14 protein-coding genes and 1 tRNA gene are annotated in these 15,300 nt (G+C 70.4%); 9 read left to right on the forward strand and 6 right to left on the reverse strand.

The genetic code is table 11. The features are described 5' to 3' along the window. Positions 1-36: 36 nt before the first annotated feature. Together EXE58_RS15105 and aceE are read right to left on the reverse strand one after the other, a co-directional pair. Positions 37-1,149, reverse strand: a complete 1,113-nt coding sequence (locus EXE58_RS15105) for a PucR family transcriptional regulator (RefSeq protein WP_135268642.1) — start codon at positions 1,147-1,149, stop codon at positions 37-39. 86 nt (positions 1,150-1,235) lie between these two features. Beyond that, complete coding sequence (gene aceE, locus EXE58_RS15110) at positions 1,236-4,037, reverse strand: pyruvate dehydrogenase (acetyl-transferring), homodimeric type (RefSeq protein WP_135268643.1); 2,802 nt, start codon at positions 4,035-4,037, stop codon at positions 1,236-1,238. A 193-nt stretch (positions 4,038-4,230) separates the two neighbouring features. On the opposite strand from aceE, the gene EXE58_RS15115 reads away from it, so the two are divergent. From EXE58_RS15115 to EXE58_RS15140, 6 genes are all read left to right on the forward strand, one after another. After that, positions 4,231-4,656, forward strand: coding sequence for a DUF3052 domain-containing protein (locus EXE58_RS15115; RefSeq protein ID WP_135268644.1), 426 nt, complete (start codon positions 4,231-4,233; stop codon positions 4,654-4,656). A gap of 70 nt (positions 4,657-4,726) precedes the next feature. Continuing rightward, positions 4,727-6,352: an AMP-binding protein gene (locus EXE58_RS15120; RefSeq protein ID WP_135268645.1), complete on the forward strand. Its 1,626-nt coding sequence runs from the start codon at positions 4,727-4,729 to the stop codon at positions 6,350-6,352. Further along, positions 6,349-6,819, forward strand: coding sequence for a peroxiredoxin (locus EXE58_RS15125; RefSeq protein WP_135268646.1), 471 nt, complete (start codon positions 6,349-6,351; stop codon positions 6,817-6,819). Before EXE58_RS15120 ends, EXE58_RS15125 begins: the two co-directional genes overlap by 4 nt. Before the next feature lie 142 nt (positions 6,820-6,961). Further along, a tRNA-Val gene (locus EXE58_RS15130) sits at positions 6,962-7,033 on the forward strand. A gap of 124 nt (positions 7,034-7,157) precedes the next feature. Continuing rightward, positions 7,158-7,532, forward strand: a complete 375-nt coding sequence (locus EXE58_RS15135) for a hypothetical protein (protein WP_135268647.1) — start codon at positions 7,158-7,160, stop codon at positions 7,530-7,532. An 8-nt stretch (positions 7,533-7,540) separates the two neighbouring features. After that, a complete protein-coding gene (locus EXE58_RS15140; RefSeq protein ID WP_135268648.1) occupies positions 7,541-8,431 on the forward strand; it encodes a serine/threonine-protein kinase in 891 nt (296 codons plus the stop codon). Here the strand turns inward: EXE58_RS15140 and EXE58_RS15145 are convergent. From EXE58_RS15145 to EXE58_RS15155, 3 genes are read right to left on the reverse strand one after another with little or no spacing between them, the layout of a single operon-like run. Then, on the reverse strand, positions 8,418-9,092 hold the full coding sequence (locus tag EXE58_RS15145) for a response regulator transcription factor (protein WP_135268649.1): 675 nt from the start codon (positions 9,090-9,092) through the stop codon (positions 8,418-8,420). The two genes, EXE58_RS15140 and EXE58_RS15145, sit on opposite strands and share 14 nt — an antisense overlap. Then, positions 9,077-10,603, reverse strand: coding sequence for a sensor histidine kinase (locus EXE58_RS15150; RefSeq protein ID WP_135268650.1), 1,527 nt, complete (start codon positions 10,601-10,603; stop codon positions 9,077-9,079). The genes EXE58_RS15145 and EXE58_RS15150 overlap by 16 nt, the downstream gene beginning before the upstream one ends. Then, a complete protein-coding gene (locus EXE58_RS15155; RefSeq protein ID WP_135268651.1) occupies positions 10,557-10,916 on the reverse strand; it encodes a hypothetical protein in 360 nt (119 codons plus the stop codon). The genes EXE58_RS15150 and EXE58_RS15155 overlap by 47 nt, the downstream gene beginning before the upstream one ends. A 148-nt stretch (positions 10,917-11,064) precedes the next feature. Between EXE58_RS15155 and EXE58_RS15160 the strand changes: the two genes are divergently transcribed. Genes EXE58_RS15160 through EXE58_RS15170 form a run of 3 tightly spaced genes read left to right on the forward strand, consistent with a single transcriptional unit; the run spans position 11,065 to position 14,518 of the window. Next, a complete protein-coding gene (locus EXE58_RS15160) occupies positions 11,065-12,597 on the forward strand; it encodes an AMP-binding protein (RefSeq protein ID WP_135268652.1) in 1,533 nt (510 codons plus the stop codon). Between the two features lie 9 nt (positions 12,598-12,606). Next, positions 12,607-13,758 carry a Nif3-like dinuclear metal center hexameric protein gene (locus tag EXE58_RS15165; protein ID WP_135268653.1) on the forward strand — a complete coding sequence of 384 codons (1,152 nt, stop codon included), beginning with the start codon at positions 12,607-12,609 and terminating at the stop codon, positions 13,756-13,758. Between the two features lie 19 nt (positions 13,759-13,777). Further along, the gene (locus EXE58_RS15170) at positions 13,778-14,518 is read left to right on the forward strand and encodes a zinc ribbon domain-containing protein (RefSeq protein ID WP_135268654.1); all 741 of its coding nucleotides are present in this window, start codon (positions 13,778-13,780) and stop codon (positions 14,516-14,518) included. On the opposite strand, the gene yaaA is transcribed toward EXE58_RS15170, so the two are convergent. Continuing rightward, positions 14,515-15,288 (reverse strand): peroxide stress protein YaaA, encoded by a 774-nt coding sequence (yaaA, locus tag EXE58_RS15175; RefSeq protein ID WP_135268655.1) that lies wholly within the window; start codon positions 15,286-15,288, stop codon positions 14,515-14,517. The two genes, EXE58_RS15170 and yaaA, sit on opposite strands and share 4 nt — an antisense overlap. Positions 15,289-15,300: the final 12 nt, after the last annotated feature.

The following is a 15,300-nucleotide window of genomic DNA, read 5'->3' on the forward strand; positions in this document are numbered from 1 at the left end:
ACACGCACCCGAAACTCTGTAGGGTTCCTACAAGAATCAGTCGCGGGGCGTTCGTCCGGACTGGCGCCCGAGGATCACGGCGATCTGCAGGATGAGGGCGTCACGCGGCTTGGTGGGGGACCACCCGGTGAGCTCCTCGATCTGGCGCAGGCGGTAGCGCACGGTGTTGGGATGGACGAAGAGAGCGCGTGCGGTGCCCTCGATCGAGGCGCCGTGCGCAAGCCAGGCCGTCAGCGTCTCCAGCAGCGTCCCGCGTGCACCGACCAGCGGCAGGTAGACCTCGTCGACGAGATGACGTCGGGCGTGGCCGTCGCCGGACAGAGCGCGCTCGGGCAGAAGCTCGAGGCTGCCGACAGGACGCGGGGCCTCCGGCCACCCCAGGGCGGCGCGATGGGCGGAGAGGGCGTCGCGCGCCGACGCGTGGGCGTGGCTCAGGTCAGCGGTCACCGGCCCGACCACGACCGGACCGTCACCGAAGTGCTCGACCACGTGGCCGGCGGCCTTGTGGGGTTCGCTCACCCCACCGAGCACCACGACGAGACGGTCACCGGCCGTCGCGCACAGCGCGTCCATGCCTGCCTCGTGGGCCGAGCGTCGTACGGCCGCGAAGACGTCGACCTCGCTGCGGTGCGGGGGAACCGCCCCCAGCACGACCGCCACGTCGCCGTGGGCACCCCACCCCAGGGCGCTGGCGCGCGAGAGCACCGTCTCGTCGGCCTCTGCGCGCACCACCGAGTCCACCACGAGCGCCTCGAGCCGAGCGTCCCAGGCGCCTCGTGACTCCGCAGCACGGGCGTAGACCTCCGCCGTCGCGAACGCGACCTCGCGGGCGTAGCGCAGCGCAGCACTGCGCACGTCGCCCACGTCGTCGGGATCGACGAGGTCGTCGATGTTGGCCTCGACCACGGCGATGCTCAGCCGGACCAGCTCGACCGTCTGCTGGAGCGTGATCACCCCGGTCAGCTCGCGCGGCGCGGCTCCGAACACCGAGGAGGCCAGGGTGCCCGCGTTGGCCTGGGGCTCGTCAGCCCCACGTGACTCGGCGTCGTACCAGTCGACGAAGCCGCGGATGCCGGCCTGGACGATGAGCCCCACCCACGAGCGGTGCTGGGCGCTCAGGGTGGAGAACCACGGCAGCTCGGCCGCCATCTGGGCCGTCGCCGCGGTGCTGAGCGCACCCGACGAGCCGCGCAGGGCTGCGGCGGCGCGGCGCGGTGACGGAGGCGTCCGCCCGGTCAGGCGTCGCCACCCTCCTGCGCGATGCCGCTCACGGCCGTGGGGTCGTCGATCCGGTACTTGGCGAAGGCCTCGGTGACCGCCTCGGGCCGCACCTCGCCCGCGTCGGCGAGGGCCTGGAGCGCCTGGACGACGACTGACTCGGCGTCGATGTTGAAGAAGCGGCGAGCGGCCGGGCGGGTGTCGGCGAATCCGAACCCGTCGGCGCCGAGGACGCGGTAGTCACCGGGGACCCATCGCGCGATCTGGAGCGGCACGGCCCGCATGAAGTCGCTCACTGCGACGAAGGGACCCCCGGCCCCGCTGAGCTGCTTGGTCACGAAGGGCTCGCGACCCGGCGACGCGGGGTCGAGCAACCGGTCGCGCTCGGTGTCGATGGCGTCGCGGGCCAGCTCGTTCCACGAGGTGACCGACCAGAGGTCGGCGCGCACGCCCCAGTCATCGGCGAGCAGCTGCTGGGCCTGCTGGATCCACGGGAAGCCGACGCCGGAGGCGAGGAGCTGGACACGCGGCCCGTCGCCCTCTCCGTCGGCGTACTTGTAGATGCCCTTGAGCAGGGCGTCGGCGTCGATCCCCTCGGGCTCGGGCGGCATCGAGATCGGCTCGTTGTAGACCGTGACGTAGAAGATGACGTTCTCGGGCCCGCTGCCGTCAGCGCCTGCGCCGTACATGCGCTCGAGGCCGGACTGCATGATGTGGGAGACCTCGTGGGCGAACGCGGGGTCGTAGTGGACGACCGCAGGGTTGGTCGCCGCAAGGAGCGGGGAGTGGCCGTCGGCGTGCTGGAGTCCCTCGCCGGTGAGCGTGGTGCGGCCGGCGGTGGCCCCGATGAGGAAGCCGCGCGCCATCTGGTCGGCCATCGCCCAGATCGAGTCGCCGGTGCGCTGGAACCCGAACATCGAGTAGAAGATGTAGAACGGGATCATGTGCTCGCCGTGGGTGGAGTACGCCGAGCCTGCCGCGGTGGCCGACGCCAGGGCGCCCGCCTCGGAGATGCCCTCGTGGAGCATCTGGCCCTCCTCGGACTCGCGCCACTTGAGCAGCAGCTTGCGGTCGACGGACTCGTACTGCTGGCCACCGGGGTTGTAGATCTTGGCGCTCGGGAACATCGAGTCCATGCCGAAGGTGCGGAACTCGTCGGGAGCGATCGGGACGATGCGCTGGCCGATCTCCGGGTCCTTCATCCAGTCGCGCAGCAGGCGCACCGCCGCCATGGTGGTGGCGATCTTGTTCTTGCCCGAGCCCTGCTTGAGCTCTGAGTAGACAGCGTCGCCGGGCAGCTTCAGCGGCTTGCTCCGGTCGACCCGCTTGGGCAGGGAGCCGCCGAGCTGGGCGCGCCGCTCGAGCATGTACTGGATCTCGGGGGAGTCGTCGCCCGGGTGGAAGAACGGGGCCGTCTTGTTGGACTCGTAGGCGTCGTCGATCTGCTTGTCGCTCATCGGCAGGTAGAGACGGTCGCGGTAGAGCTTGAGGCTCTCGAGGTTGAGCTTCTTCATCTGGTGCGTGGCGTTCTTGCCGGCCAACGCGTCGATGGTCCAGCCCTTGATGGTGTGGGCGAGGATCACGGTCGGCTGCCCGACGTGCTTGGTCGCTGCGTCGAACGCGGCGTAGACCTTGCGGTAGTCGTGGCCGCCGCGCGGCAGCTTCTCGATCTGGCGGTCAGACATGTGGGCGACCATCTCGCGCAGTCGCGGGTCCTGCCCGAAGAAGTGCTCGCGGTTGTAGGCGCCGTCCTCGACGGAGAAGGTCTGGAAGGCGCCGTCGGGGGTGCTGTTCATGGCGTTGACGAGCACGCCGTCGACGTCCTTGGCCAGGAGCTCGTCCCACTGGCGGCCCCAGATCACCTTGACGACGTTCCAGCCGGCGCCGCGGAAGACGGACTCGAGCTCCTGGATGATCTTGCCGTTGCCGCGCACCGGGCCGTCGAGCTGCTGGAGGTTGCAGTTGATGACGAACGTGAGGTTGTCGAGCTCCTCGCGGGCGGGGAGCGAGATGGCGCCGAGGGACTCCGGCTCGCCCATCTCGCCGTCGCCGAGGAACGCCCACACGTGCTGCTGGCTGGTGTCCTTGATGCCGCGGTTGTGCATGTACTTGTTGAACCGCGCCTGGTAGATCGAGCTGAGGGCCGTGAGGCCCATGCTGACCGTGGGGAACTCCCAGAAGTCGGGCATCAGGCGCGGGTGGGGATAGGAGGGGAGCCCCTTGCCCGGGCCGTGCTGGACCTCCTGGCGGAAGTTCAGCATCTGCTCCTCGCTGAGCCGGCCCTCGAGGAAGGCGCGGGCGTAGATGCCGGGGGAGGCGTGGCCCTGGATGAAGACCTGGTCACCACCGCCCTCGTGGTCCTTGCCGCGGAAGAAGTGGTTGAAGCCGACCTCGTAGAGGGAGGCAGCCGACTGGTAGGTCGCGATGTGGCCGCCCACCTCGAGCCCGGGTCGGTTGGCGTCGGAGACCATCACCGCGGCGTTCCACCGGATGAAGGCGCGGATGCGGCGCTCGATGTCCTCGTCGCCGGGGAACCACGGCTCGTGCTCGGGAGGAATGGTGTTGATGTAGTCGGTGGAGCGCAGGGCAGGGACGCCGACCTGCTTCTCGCGGGCGCGCTCGAGCAGGCGGAGCATGACGTAGCGCGCCCGGGAGCGACCGCGCTCGTCGATCATCGCCTCGAAGGACTCCAGCCACTCCTGTGTCTCGGAGGGGTCGATGTCAGGGAGCTGGGTCGGCAGGCCCTCGTGGATCACCGCCCTGGGCGCGTGCTGCGGGCTCGACTCGGGCTTCGTGCTGGTGTCGACGTCTTCACTCACGCCTTCATCGTTGCATGGTGCGACGAGCCGCGAAATCTACCCGCGAGTACGCCGATGCAGGCGGCCGTGCCGCCCGTGGGACGGGACAGGGTTGCGTCAGTGCCTCAACTCCGGTGGACTACACCCCACTCCGCGCGAGCGGGGACGTGCAATCAGCACGGTGACGAGAGAAATCTACGAACGGAGGCGTGGCGTGAGCTCGACGGTGGGTGGCGGAGCCGCCCCGGCAGCAGGTGCCGCAGCGCGCCTGGGCTTCAAGCCCGGGATGGTGATTCAAGAGCTCGGCTGGGAGGACGACACCGACGACGAGCTCAGGGTCGCCATCGAGGACGCGATCGACGCGGACATGGTGGACGGTGACTACGGCAACGTCGTGGACGCCGTCGTGCTGTGGTGGCGCGCCGGCGACGGCGACCTGGTCGACGGTCTGGTGGACTCCTTGACGGACCTCGTCGCAGGTGGCTCCATCTGGCTGTTCACGCCCAAGGTGGGTCGGCCCAACACGGTGGATCCTGCGGACGTGGCGGAGGCGGCTCCGATCGCGGGTCTCTCCACGACGACCACGATCGCGGTCTCGGCGGACTGGTCCGCCACCAAGCTGGTCGCCCCCAAGCACTGAGATCCGGAGCAGCCACACCGCAACCCGGGTACGGTGGGCCAACTTTTCACGTTGCAGGAGGCACCACCCGATGAGCAAGCACACTGCCGATTCCAAGTCCGAGAGCGCGCCGAGCCCGGTCTCGGTCTTCCGCAAGGCCGGCGTCGTCCGGCCCTTCGGTCCGGTGACACTGCTGAAGCTCGGCCGCGCCGTGGCCGGCAACGGCCTCGGGCTCGCCGGGACCTGGGGTGCGGCCGTCGCGCGGTTCCCCAAGCGCGTCGCGGTGATCGACGACCGGGGGTCCCTGACCTACCGCGAGCTCGACGAGCGCAGCAACGCGCTGGCTGACTCGCTGGCGCGCGAAGGCATCGGCGAGGGCGACGGTGTGGCGCTCATGGCCCGCAACCACAGCGGATTCATCGTGGCGGCGGTCGCCGTCACCAAGCTCGGCGCCCATGCCCTGCTCATCAACACCTCGTTCTCGGGCCGCCAGCTCAAGGAGGTCTGCGAGCGCGAGGGCGCGAAGATGATGATCCTCGACGAGGAGTTCTCCGAGCTCGTCGACCGCTCGGGATTCAAGGTTCCCCGGATGCTGGCGTGGGTCGAGGGGACGAGCGCGCCGACCGGCGTCGACACCATCGAGCACGCCATCGACAGGGGCTCGCGCAGCAAGCGGCGCGCTCCCAAGGAGATGGGCAAGCTCGTCATCCTCACCTCCGGGACCACCGGCACGCCCAAGGGCGCCGCCCGCGGCGCCGCCCACATCGACGTACCTGTCGGTCTCCTCGAGCGGGTGCCCTACAAGTCCGGGTGGAGGGTCCACGACGCCGCGCCGCTCTTCCACTTCTGGGGCCTGAGCCAGTTCCTCATCATCCTGCTGATGGGCAACACCGCGGTGCTGACCCGTCGTTTCGAGGCGAAGTCCTTCCTCGACGTGCTCAAGCACCACGAGTGCGACGCCGCCATCGTCATCCCCGTGATGCTCACGCGGGCGCTGTCGCTGCCCAAGGAGACGCTCGACTCCTACGACCTCCCGCACCTGAAGGTCGTCGCCGCCTCCGGGTCCTCGCTCCCCGGCGAGCTCGCGACCGCGTGGATGGACGCCTTCGGCGACAACCTCTACAACATCTACGGCTCCACCGAGGTGTCCCTGGTGAGCATCGCGACCCCGGAGGACATGCGGGCGCACCCGCACACGTCGGGCCGCCCCGCGGCCACCACCACGGTCAAGCTCCTCGACGAGCTCGGCAAGGAGGTGCCGGCCGGGACGACGGGACGCATCTTCGCCGGCAACTCGATGCTCTTCGACGGCTACACCGGCGGTGGCAACAAGGAGGTCATCGACGGCCTCATGAGCACCGGAGACGTGGGCTACCTCGACGACGAGGGTCGCCTGGTGATCGAGGGGCGCGACGACGAGATGATCGTCTCCGGGGGAGAGAACGTCTTCCCCAAGGAGGTGGAGGACTGCCTGGTGAACCACCCGGCAGTCGCCGAGGCTGCGTGCGTCGGTGTGGATGACCCCGAGTTCGGCACGCGCCTGCGCGCCTTCGTCTCCGTCTACGGACCGGTGTCCGAGGCAGACCTCAAGGACCACGTGAAGGCCCACCTCGCCCGGTTCAAGGTCCCGCGCGAGGTGGTCTTCCTCGAGGAGATCCCGCGCAACGCCACCGGCAAGATCCTCAAGCGGGAGCTCGCCGAGTGGCAGGAAGCGTGACCGGGGCCGGTCTCGAGCTCGGCGGACCGGCACCCGACTTCACCCTGCGCGACCAGTTCGGGCAGGACGTCACACTGAGCTCGTTCGCAGGTCGCAAGGCCGTGGTGATCCTGTTCTACCCCTACGCGTTCTCCGGGGTGTGCACAGGCGAGCTGGCGGGCGTGCGCGACCGGCTCGACGAGTTCTTGACCTTCGACACCGAGGTGCTCGCGATCTCGTGCGACCCGGTCTACTCGTTGCGCGCGTTCGCGGACGCCGAGGGACTCAACTTCCCTCTCCTCTCGGACTTCTGGCCCCATGGAGAGGTCTCCTCGCGCTACGAGGTGTTCGACGAGGTGAAGGGGCGGCCGCGGCGTTCGTCGTACGTCGTCGACCTCGACGGCAATCTCCGCTGGGCGGTGCACAACGCCAACCCCGAGGGCCGTGACCTGGACGAGCACCTCGTCCAGCTCGGCAAAGTGGTCTAGACCAATCGAAAGTTCTCGGCGATTTTGGTTGAAGTGATGACGACCTTGGACCGGTCGCGTAATCTCGTGGTTGTCGAGCTGCTGGTGACCCGAGACGCCAGCAGCTCGACTTCATTTTGTCCGATGTAGGGTGATGCGCCGCGCGTCGGTAGCTCAGCGGTAGAGCACTCGGTTTACACCCGAGCGGTCGGCGGTTCGAAACCGTCCCGACGCACCCAGCACGTCTCGGATCGGCCTTCATGAGAGGCCTCTCATCGGCGCCTCACGGGCCCCTCACGCCGGCGGAGCAACGTAGTCCTCGTCCACCGGGCCAGCCGGCCCCGACGAGAGGAACTGCCATGAGAAAGCTCATCCCCACTGCTCTGCTCGGCGTTGCGAGCGCGACAGTCATCGGCCTGATCGGCATGCAGGCCCCCACGGTCCAGGCGGCTGATGACGCCGTCAAGCGGGAGGAGGACCAGGTCGAGCTCGTGCTCGTGGCCGACGACGATGACGACGACACCAACGACGACGACACGGACACCCGCACCGGCCAGTCGCGGGAGAGCAACGACAACACCAACTCGCGCTACTCCAAGGTTAGCCGCGACAAGGACCGCAGCCGTGGCGACAAGACCCGCGACTGGACCCGCGACGGCAAGACCGACAAGAAGAAGCGCGACTGGTCGGCGAACTCGACGAACGACCGCAGCCGCAACGACACCCGCGGCTGACCATGACCATGACGGAGACCAGGCAGCGGGCCGACTCGTGGGGCTTCACCGAGGGTGACGCCCTCACGCCGGACCTCACCGGGCTGCGCAGGCTGGGGGGCGGTGCGTCGTACGAGGCGTGGCTGGCCTTCGACGAAGTGACCTACTCGTCCGTCGTGGTGAAGCTGCTGCGCCCGAACCAGCTGGACTCCTCCTCCTCGCGGCGCGGACTGCGCCGCGAGGTGGAGGCGCTGGCGAGGGTGAACCACCCCGTCGTCGTACGCGGCCTGCGCCACGACGACGACGGGCCGCGGCCACACGTCGTGCTCGAGCACATCGAGGGGCCCAGGCTCTCGACGTTGATCCGACGCTACGGTCCGCTGCAGGAGCAGCAGTACCTTCCGCTGGCCATCGACGTGGCCTCGGCGCTGCACTACCTGCGCCACGTCGGGTGGACGCACCTCGACATCAAGCCCAGCAACGTCATCATGGGCTCGCCGGCGCGCCTCATCGACCTGTCGGTGGCGCGCCCCGAGGGCGACGCCCGCAACCTGCGCCACCCGATCGGCACAGATGCCTACATGTCGCCGGAGCAGTGCGACCCGGGGGAGACCAACCCGCCCACCCACGCCAGTGACGTGTGGGGCCTGGGGGCCACCCTGTTCGAGGCGGTCTCCGGGGAGCGCGCGTTCCGGAACGGCGACCCCGACGCCGACGCTCTGGTCGATCGGTTCCCGCAGGTGGCCGAGGAACCGGCCGCGCTGCCGGCCGGAGTGCCCGGAGAGGTCGTCGAGGTGATCACGGCGTCGCTGCAGCGCGACCCCGCGCGGCGCCCCCTGCCGCACGAGGTCGTCGACGCCCTCGAGCCCGTGCTGGCCCGCCAGCCCCGCGGCTCGCTCGCGGGATTCAAGGTGCGGTGAAGCGGTAGCCGACCCCACGGACGGTGGTGATCGCGTTGCCTCCCAGCTTGCGGCGCAGGTAGCCGACGTAGACGTCCACCACGTTGGACCCGGGGTCGAAGTCGTAGCCCCACACGTGGTCAAGCAGCTGCTCGCGGGTGAGGACCTGACCGGGGTTGAGCATGAAGATCTCGGCCAGGGCGAACTCGCGGGCTGAGAGCTCGAGGTCGCGTCCGTCGACCTGGGCGACGCGGGTGCGCCGGTCGAGCCGGACACCGCCGACGCTCAGCGTGTCCTCGAAGGCGCCGCCGGGGCCGTCGCCGGCCTGGCGCAGGCGCAGCCGCACGCGGGCGAGCAGCTCGGCGAAGCGGAAGGGCTTGGCCATGTAGTCGTCGGCCCCGCCGTCCAGGGCCGAGACCGTGTCGCCGACCGAGTCGCGGGCGGTGAGCACGATGACCGGCATGCGGCTGCCCTGGGCTCGCAGCAGGTCGAGGACCTCGAAGCCGTCCAGCCCGGGCAGGCCGATGTCGAGGACCATCAGGTCGTAGCGGCCGGAGAGTGCCTCGTCGAGGCCCGCCTGCCCGTCGCCCACGACCGTGGGCTGGTGGCCCTCGGCCTTGAGCCCCTTGGCGACGAAGGACGCGATGCGTGCCTCGTCCTCGACGATCAGGATCTGGGCCACGTCTGCTCACCCCTCCGTGGGACTCGGATCTCGACGTGGACCCCGGGTGACGGCCGGGCGTCCTCGATGCGTACACCACCGCCGTGCGCGTCGGCAATCGCTGCCACGATGCTGAGGCCGAGACCGAAGCCCTCGTCGCCGGAGCGGACGCGGCTGCGAGCGAAGCGCTCGAGCACCGCCTCGCGGTCGGCGGGCGGGATGCCGTCGCCGCTGTCACGCACCCACAGGCGTACGACGTCGGCCTCGACCGCCGACCCGACGGCCACCGTGTCGCCGACGTCGGTGTGCTTCACGGCGTTGTCCGCCAGCTGCAGCATCGCCTGGGTGATGCGCTGCTGGTCGAGGCTGACGGTCTCGCGAGGGGCCTCGTCGAGGACCCACTCGCGGTCGCCGAGCGCGCGGGCCTTGGCCAGGACCGTCTCGGTGAGGTCGGCCAGGTCGACCTCCTCGAGGGTGACGAAGTCTGGTCGCCGGCTCTTGGCCAGCAGGATCAGGTCACCGACGAGACGCCCCATCCGGTCGACCTCCTCCAGGAGCAGCTCGCGGGTGGCTGCCACGTCTGCGGTGTCGGTCGGGTCGACGAGCTCCAGGTGGCCGCGGAGCACCGTGAGCGGCGTCTTGAGCTCGTGCCCCGCGTCGTCGAGGAACTGCCGCTGCCCGACGAAGGCCGACTCCAGCCGGTCGAGCATCCCGTTGATGGTCCTCGTGAGAGCGGTGATGTCGTCGTTGCCGCTCTCGGGGATGCGGCGGTCGAGACCCGTCTCGGTGATCTCCTCCGCCGTCTCGCGCAGGCGCCGTAGGGGAGCCAGCAACCGACCGGACTGGAAGGCCGCGATCAGGGCGATGAGCAGGACGCTCACGAAGGCCACCACCGCGTAGGTCGTCATCGTGCGGTTGAGCTCCTCGTGCTCGTCGTCGAGGAACGTGACCAGGGCCAGTGCCCCGGAGTCGGTCGTGCGACCCGCCGCGTCCTGGGTCTGCATGGGCACCACGGTGAGCCAGATCTCGCCGTACCGGTCGTGCTGCAGCGTGCCGAACCCGCCGTCCTCGATGAGGCGCTCCAGCTCGGAGCGGTAGGCCGGGTCCTCCAGGACGTCCTCCCCGTGGCGGTTGCGGGTGCGGAGGGTCGCGTCACCCTCGGCGTAGCCCACGAGCATCTCGTCGTCGTCGGGGACGTTGCGGCTCAAGAAGACCTCCAGGAGCCGCTGGACGTCCCGGAAACGCTCGCCGGTGAGGGGGTCGTGGCTCAGCTCTCGCAGCTCCGCGACCTCCTGCTCGATCTGGGCGCGCGCACGCTGGTCGATCCGGTCGGACTCGAGGGCGTAGACGACGACCCCTGCCCCCAGCATCGCCAAGGACGTGAGCACCATGATCGTGACCACGATGCGCGTCCGCACCGACCGGAGCCACTGCGGTCGCGGCCGCTGCCCGGCTGCGGGCGCGGCCGGGCGCTGGGACGTCACGTCAGTCGTCGTCGTCCCGGCTGTCGTCACCCCGGTCCTCACGGTCATCTTCTCGATCGTCGACCTCGGTGGGCTCGGGGATCACGACCCGGACGTCGTCATCCTCGTCGTCATCATCCTCCACCTCAGGAGAGGCCTCGCGCGTCGCCTCAGGCGTCGGCTCGGCCGGCTTCCCCCGTCGAGGCCCGTCCTGGCGCCGCTCGCCCCGCTCGCTTGGAACAGCCTGCTCGGCCTCGTCCTGCAGGACGATCGGCGCGAGCTGCGTCGGGGCGGCCGGGCTCTCCGCGAGCACACCGGCGGCGTAGGCCCCCGCGATGACGAGGACGCCCAGGGGGACGAGGAGGAGCTTCCAGAAGGGCATGGGGACATGATCCTGCCCGATGGTGGGACCGAGGTGAGTGGTGGATGAGAGTCCTCTCATCTCCCGGCACGCGCCGCTCGTCGCCACAGGGCCGCCGTCCGCCGAACGACCCTCGCCCGCGAGCGGTGGCGCGTGCCACAGTTGCTGCATGTACGTGCCCTTCAGCGTGAACGACTTCCTGGTCCGTGCCTCGTCCGTCTACGGCGAGCGTGTCGGCTTCGTGGACGAGCCGGACCAGCCCGCCGAGCCCCTCCCGGACCTGACCTATGCCGAGGTCCACGACCTGGCGCGACGACAGGCCGCCAGGCTCGACGAGCTCGGGATGGAGGTCGGGGACCGCATCGCGGTCATCTCGCACAACAGCTCACGCCTGCTGACGTCGTTCTTCGGCGTGTGCGGCTCGGGACGCATCCTGGTGCCCATCAACTTCCGCCTGCGGCCCGACGAGATCGCCTACATCGTCGCGCAGTCGGGAGCCCGGGTCCTCTACATCGATCCCGAGCTCGCCGACTCCCTGCGTGACATCGACGTGGAGCACAAGTTCGTGATCGGCGACGACGAGGCGATGTTCGCCGCGCCCGGCGTCGAGCCGAGGCCGTGGGAGCCGGACGAGAACGCGACGGCGACGATCAACTACACCTCCGGGACGACGGCGCGTCCCAAGGGTGTCCAGCTGACCCACCGCAACCTGTGGACCAACGCCGTCACCTTCGGACTGCACGCAGGCGTCACCGATCGTGACGTCTACCTCCACACCCTCCCGATGTTCCACGCCAACGGCTGGGGGATGCCGTTCGCCATGACGGGCCTGGGCGTGCCCCAGGTCGTCATCCGCAAGATCGACGGTGCCGAGATCCTGCGACGCGTCGAGCGGCACGGCATCACGGTGATGTGCGCGGCGCCCGCCGTCGTGGCCGCAGTCCTGGATGCCGCCGCGACCTGGGAGGGCGAGATCCCCGGGCGGGACAAGGTGCGGATCATCGTGGCCGGGGCGCCGCCTCCGACGAGGACGATCGTGCGCGTCGAGGAGGAGCTCGGCTGGGAGTTCGTCCAGATCTACGGCCTCACCGAGACCTCGCCCCTGCTGACGATCAACCGCTCCCGCGCAGAGTGGGACGACCTGCCGGCCGAGGAGCGCGCGGCCAAGCTGGTGCGTGCGGGCGCGCCGGCGATCGGGGTCTCCCTGCGGGTCGACGAGCACGGCGAGGTGCTCGCGCGCTCCAACGTGATCCTCGAGGGCTACTGGGAGCGCCCCGACGAGACCGACCGCGCCCTGGTCGACGGGTGGTTCCACACCGGCGACGGCGGGACCGTCGGCGAGGACGGCTACCTCATCATCAAGGACCGCAAGAAGGACGTGATCATCACCGGTGGCGAGAACGTCTCCTCCATCGAGGTGGAGGACGTGCTCTTCTCCCACCCGGCCGTGGCAGAGGTCGCCGTCATCGGGGTGCCCAGCGAGAAGTGGGGCGAGACGATCAAGGCGCTCGTCGTCCTGGCGGAAGGCCAGGAAGCGAGCGAGGCCGACCTCATCGCCTGGTGCAAGGACAGGGCAGCCGGCTACAAGGCCCCGACGAGCGTGGAGTTCCGCGACGAGCTGGCGCGCACCGCGACGGGCAAGCTGCAGAAGTTCAAGCTCCGGCAGGCCTACTGGGAAGGCGCCGAGCGGCAGGTCAACTAGCCTGCCCCCATGCCTGACCGGACCCCATCGACCCTGCGTGACGTCGTCGACCTGATCCACGGGTGGTACCCCCCGGCCACGGCCGACTCCTGGGACGCGGTGGGTCTCGTCACGGGCGATCCCGAGGCCGGCGTCGGCAAGGTCATGTTCGCGGTCGACCCGACGCTCGAGGTCGCGCGCGAGGCGGTCGAGTGGGGGGCTGACCTGCTGGTCGTGCACCACCCGCTGTTCCTGACCGCGGTGCACGGCGTGGCGGCGGACACCCCCAAGGGTCGCGTCCTGCACACGCTGTCGAGCGCCGGGTGCGCCCTGCTCACCGCCCACACCAATGCCGACCAGGCGGTGGGCGGGGTCTCCGAGGCGCTGGCCCACGCGCTGGGCCTGCGCGACCTGTCGCCGATCGTGCCTGCGCCCTCGGGCCCGATCGACAAGCTCGTGGTGTTCGCGCCGCTGGCGGCAGCGGACGCCGTACGACAGGCAGTCACCGCGGCGGGTGCCGGCGCTCTCGGCGACTACGACTCGTGCACCTACTCGATGCCAGGCGAGGGCCGCTTCCGGCCGCTCGAGGGCGCCGACCCGGCGATCGGGTCGGTCGGTTCGCTTGAGGTCGTCGAGGAGGTGCGGATCGAGAGCGTGCTGCCGCGCTCGCTGCGTGGCTCGGTCGTGCGGGCCCTGCTCGACGCCCACCCCTACGAAGAGCCCGCCTTCGACCTGGTGCCCCTGGCCGACCCGGGGCTCGCCTCGACCGGCACCGGGAGGGTCGGGGAGGTCGAGGAGCAGTCGCTCGCCGACTTCGCCGCCAGGGTGGCGGCCGCGCTGCCCGACACCGCACACGGCGTCCGGGTGGCCGGTGACCGGGAGCGGCGCGTCCGGCGCGTCGCCGTCTGTGGCGGGTCCGGGGACTTCCTGCTCGACCGGTTCGTGGGCAGGGACGACGTCGACGTCTATGTGACCAGCGACCTGCGGCACCACCGCGCCGGGGAGTTCCTCGAGGCCACTGCGTTCGCCGGCAGTGGTCCCGCGCTCATCGACGTGGCCCACTGGGCCGCCGAGTGGACGTGGCTGCCGGTGGTGGAGGCGCGGGCGGTCGAGGCACTGGGCGATAGGGTCGAGACCCGGGTCAGCACCCGCTGCACCGATCCCTGGCAGTTCCGCCCCTGATCCACTCCGAGGAGAGCCGTTGAAGGCCGATCCCGCCCACCAGCTCAAGCTGCTCGAGCTCGCGGAGCTCGACTCCCGTGCCGCCCAGCTGCGGCACCAGCGGGCCCACCTGCCCGAGATCGGCGAGATCGAGAGCCTGGAGGCGGAGCGGCAGCAGATCGGCGACCAGCAGCGGGACGCGCGCATCGTCGTCGACGACCTCACGGCCGAGCAGAAGAAGGCCGACCGCGAGGTCGAGCAGGTCAAGACCCGCCGCGAGCGCGACCGCAACCGCATGGAAACCGGCCAGATCACCAATCCCAAGGACCTGGAGCGGATGCAGCACGAGCTCGTCTCCCTCGAGCGCCGCATCAACACGCTGGAGGACGCCGAGCTCGAGGTCATGGAGCAGCTCGAGGAGGCCCAGCAGGTCCTCGACGGCCTGGCCATCCGCGTCGCTGACGTGGACGCGAGGCTCGCCGAGCTGATCGGAGCCCGTGACGAGAAGCAGCGCGAGATCGACGCCAAGCTCGCCCAGGTCACCGGTGACCGCCAGCCTGCCGCCGACGAGCTGCCCAGCGACCTGCTCGCTCTCTACGAGCGGCTGCGCGAGCAGAAGGGCGTCGGGGCTGCCCACCTGCGCGCCCGGGAGTGTGGCGGCTGCCAGCTCACCCTCGACGCCTCCGAGATCGCCCGCATCCGCTCGGCGCCCGAGGACGACGTCATCCGCTGCGAGGAGTGCCAGCGGATCCTGGTGCGGACCGACGAGTCCGGCCTCTAGACCTCGGTCACGACGACGTCGAGCTGGGTGCCCTTCGGTGTGGACTCGCCGAGCTCGACCTTCCACCCCAGGCGGACCAGGTCGTCGGCCAGCCGGGCTGGTGTGCGCGGCGCTGCGCCGTCCTCGAGCAGGGCACGCACGATCCGGCCCTTGGTCGCCTTGTTGAAGTGGCTCACCACCTTGCGGACCCCGTCGGCCTCGTGGAGGACGCGCACCGTCGCCACCCGCGGGCCCAGCTCGGCCGGGGGGCGCCAGAACGCCGCATAGGTGCCGGAGCGGAGGTCGACCAGCAGCCCGCTGCCGAGCGCGGTGGTCATCGCCTCGCCCAAGTGCTCACGCCACAGCCCCGCGACGGGACCGAGCCCCGGGAGGGTGACGTCGCCGGAGAGGCGGTAGGACGGGATGCGGTCCCCGGGGCGCACCAGGCCGAAGACGCTCGAGGTGATCGCCAGACGCGCGGTGGCCCGACGTCGCCCGGCGGGGCTCAGCGACTCCAGGCCCAGGGCGTCGTACAGCACGCCTGAGTAGACGCGGTCGGCGCGGGCCGTCGGGGCGGTGGTGAGGCGGGCGTTCGACTCGACGAGGTCGGCCTGGGTCGCGCCGAGACCGAGCACCTGGGCGGCGTCCGGCCGGGCCGAGAGGGCGACGAGCGCGTCGAGGACCTGCTGGCGCGCCGGCGTGAGCCCGGGGGAGGAGAGCGTCGCCAGGTCGAGGGGCTTGCCTCGGCGCGGGGTCGTCTTGCCCTCGCTGGGGGGCAGCAGGATCAGCACGCGGCAAGGGTA

This window comes from Nocardioides seonyuensis, assembly GCF_004683965.1.
Taxonomy (GTDB): Bacteria; Actinomycetota; Actinomycetes; order Propionibacteriales; family Nocardioidaceae; genus Nocardioides; species Nocardioides seonyuensis.

Excerpts from the sequence above, each read along its gene's own strand:
- EXE58_RS15165 (WP_135268653.1), top strand. The coding sequence starts at position 12,607 with ATGCCTGACCGGACCCCATCGACCCTGCGTGACGTCGTCGACCTGATC.
- EXE58_RS15160 (WP_135268652.1), top strand. The coding sequence starts at position 11,065 with ATGTACGTGCCCTTCAGCGTGAACGACTTCCTGGTCCGTGCCTCGTCC.
- EXE58_RS15155 (WP_135268651.1), bottom strand. The coding sequence starts at position 10,916 with ATGCCCTTCTGGAAGCTCCTCCTCGTCCCCCTGGGCGTCCTCGTCATC.
- EXE58_RS15105 (WP_135268642.1), bottom strand. The coding sequence starts at position 1,149 with ATGGCGGCCGAGCTGCCGTGGTTCTCCACCCTGAGCGCCCAGCACCGC.
- EXE58_RS15140 (WP_135268648.1), top strand. The coding sequence starts at position 7,541 with ATGACGGAGACCAGGCAGCGGGCCGACTCGTGGGGCTTCACCGAGGGT.
- EXE58_RS15120 (WP_135268645.1), top strand. The coding sequence starts at position 4,727 with ATGAGCAAGCACACTGCCGATTCCAAGTCCGAGAGCGCGCCGAGCCCG.
- EXE58_RS15150 (WP_135268650.1), bottom strand. The coding sequence starts at position 10,603 with ATGACCGTGAGGACCGGGGTGACGACAGCCGGGACGACGACGACTGAC.
- EXE58_RS15135 (WP_135268647.1), top strand. The coding sequence starts at position 7,158 with ATGAGAAAGCTCATCCCCACTGCTCTGCTCGGCGTTGCGAGCGCGACA.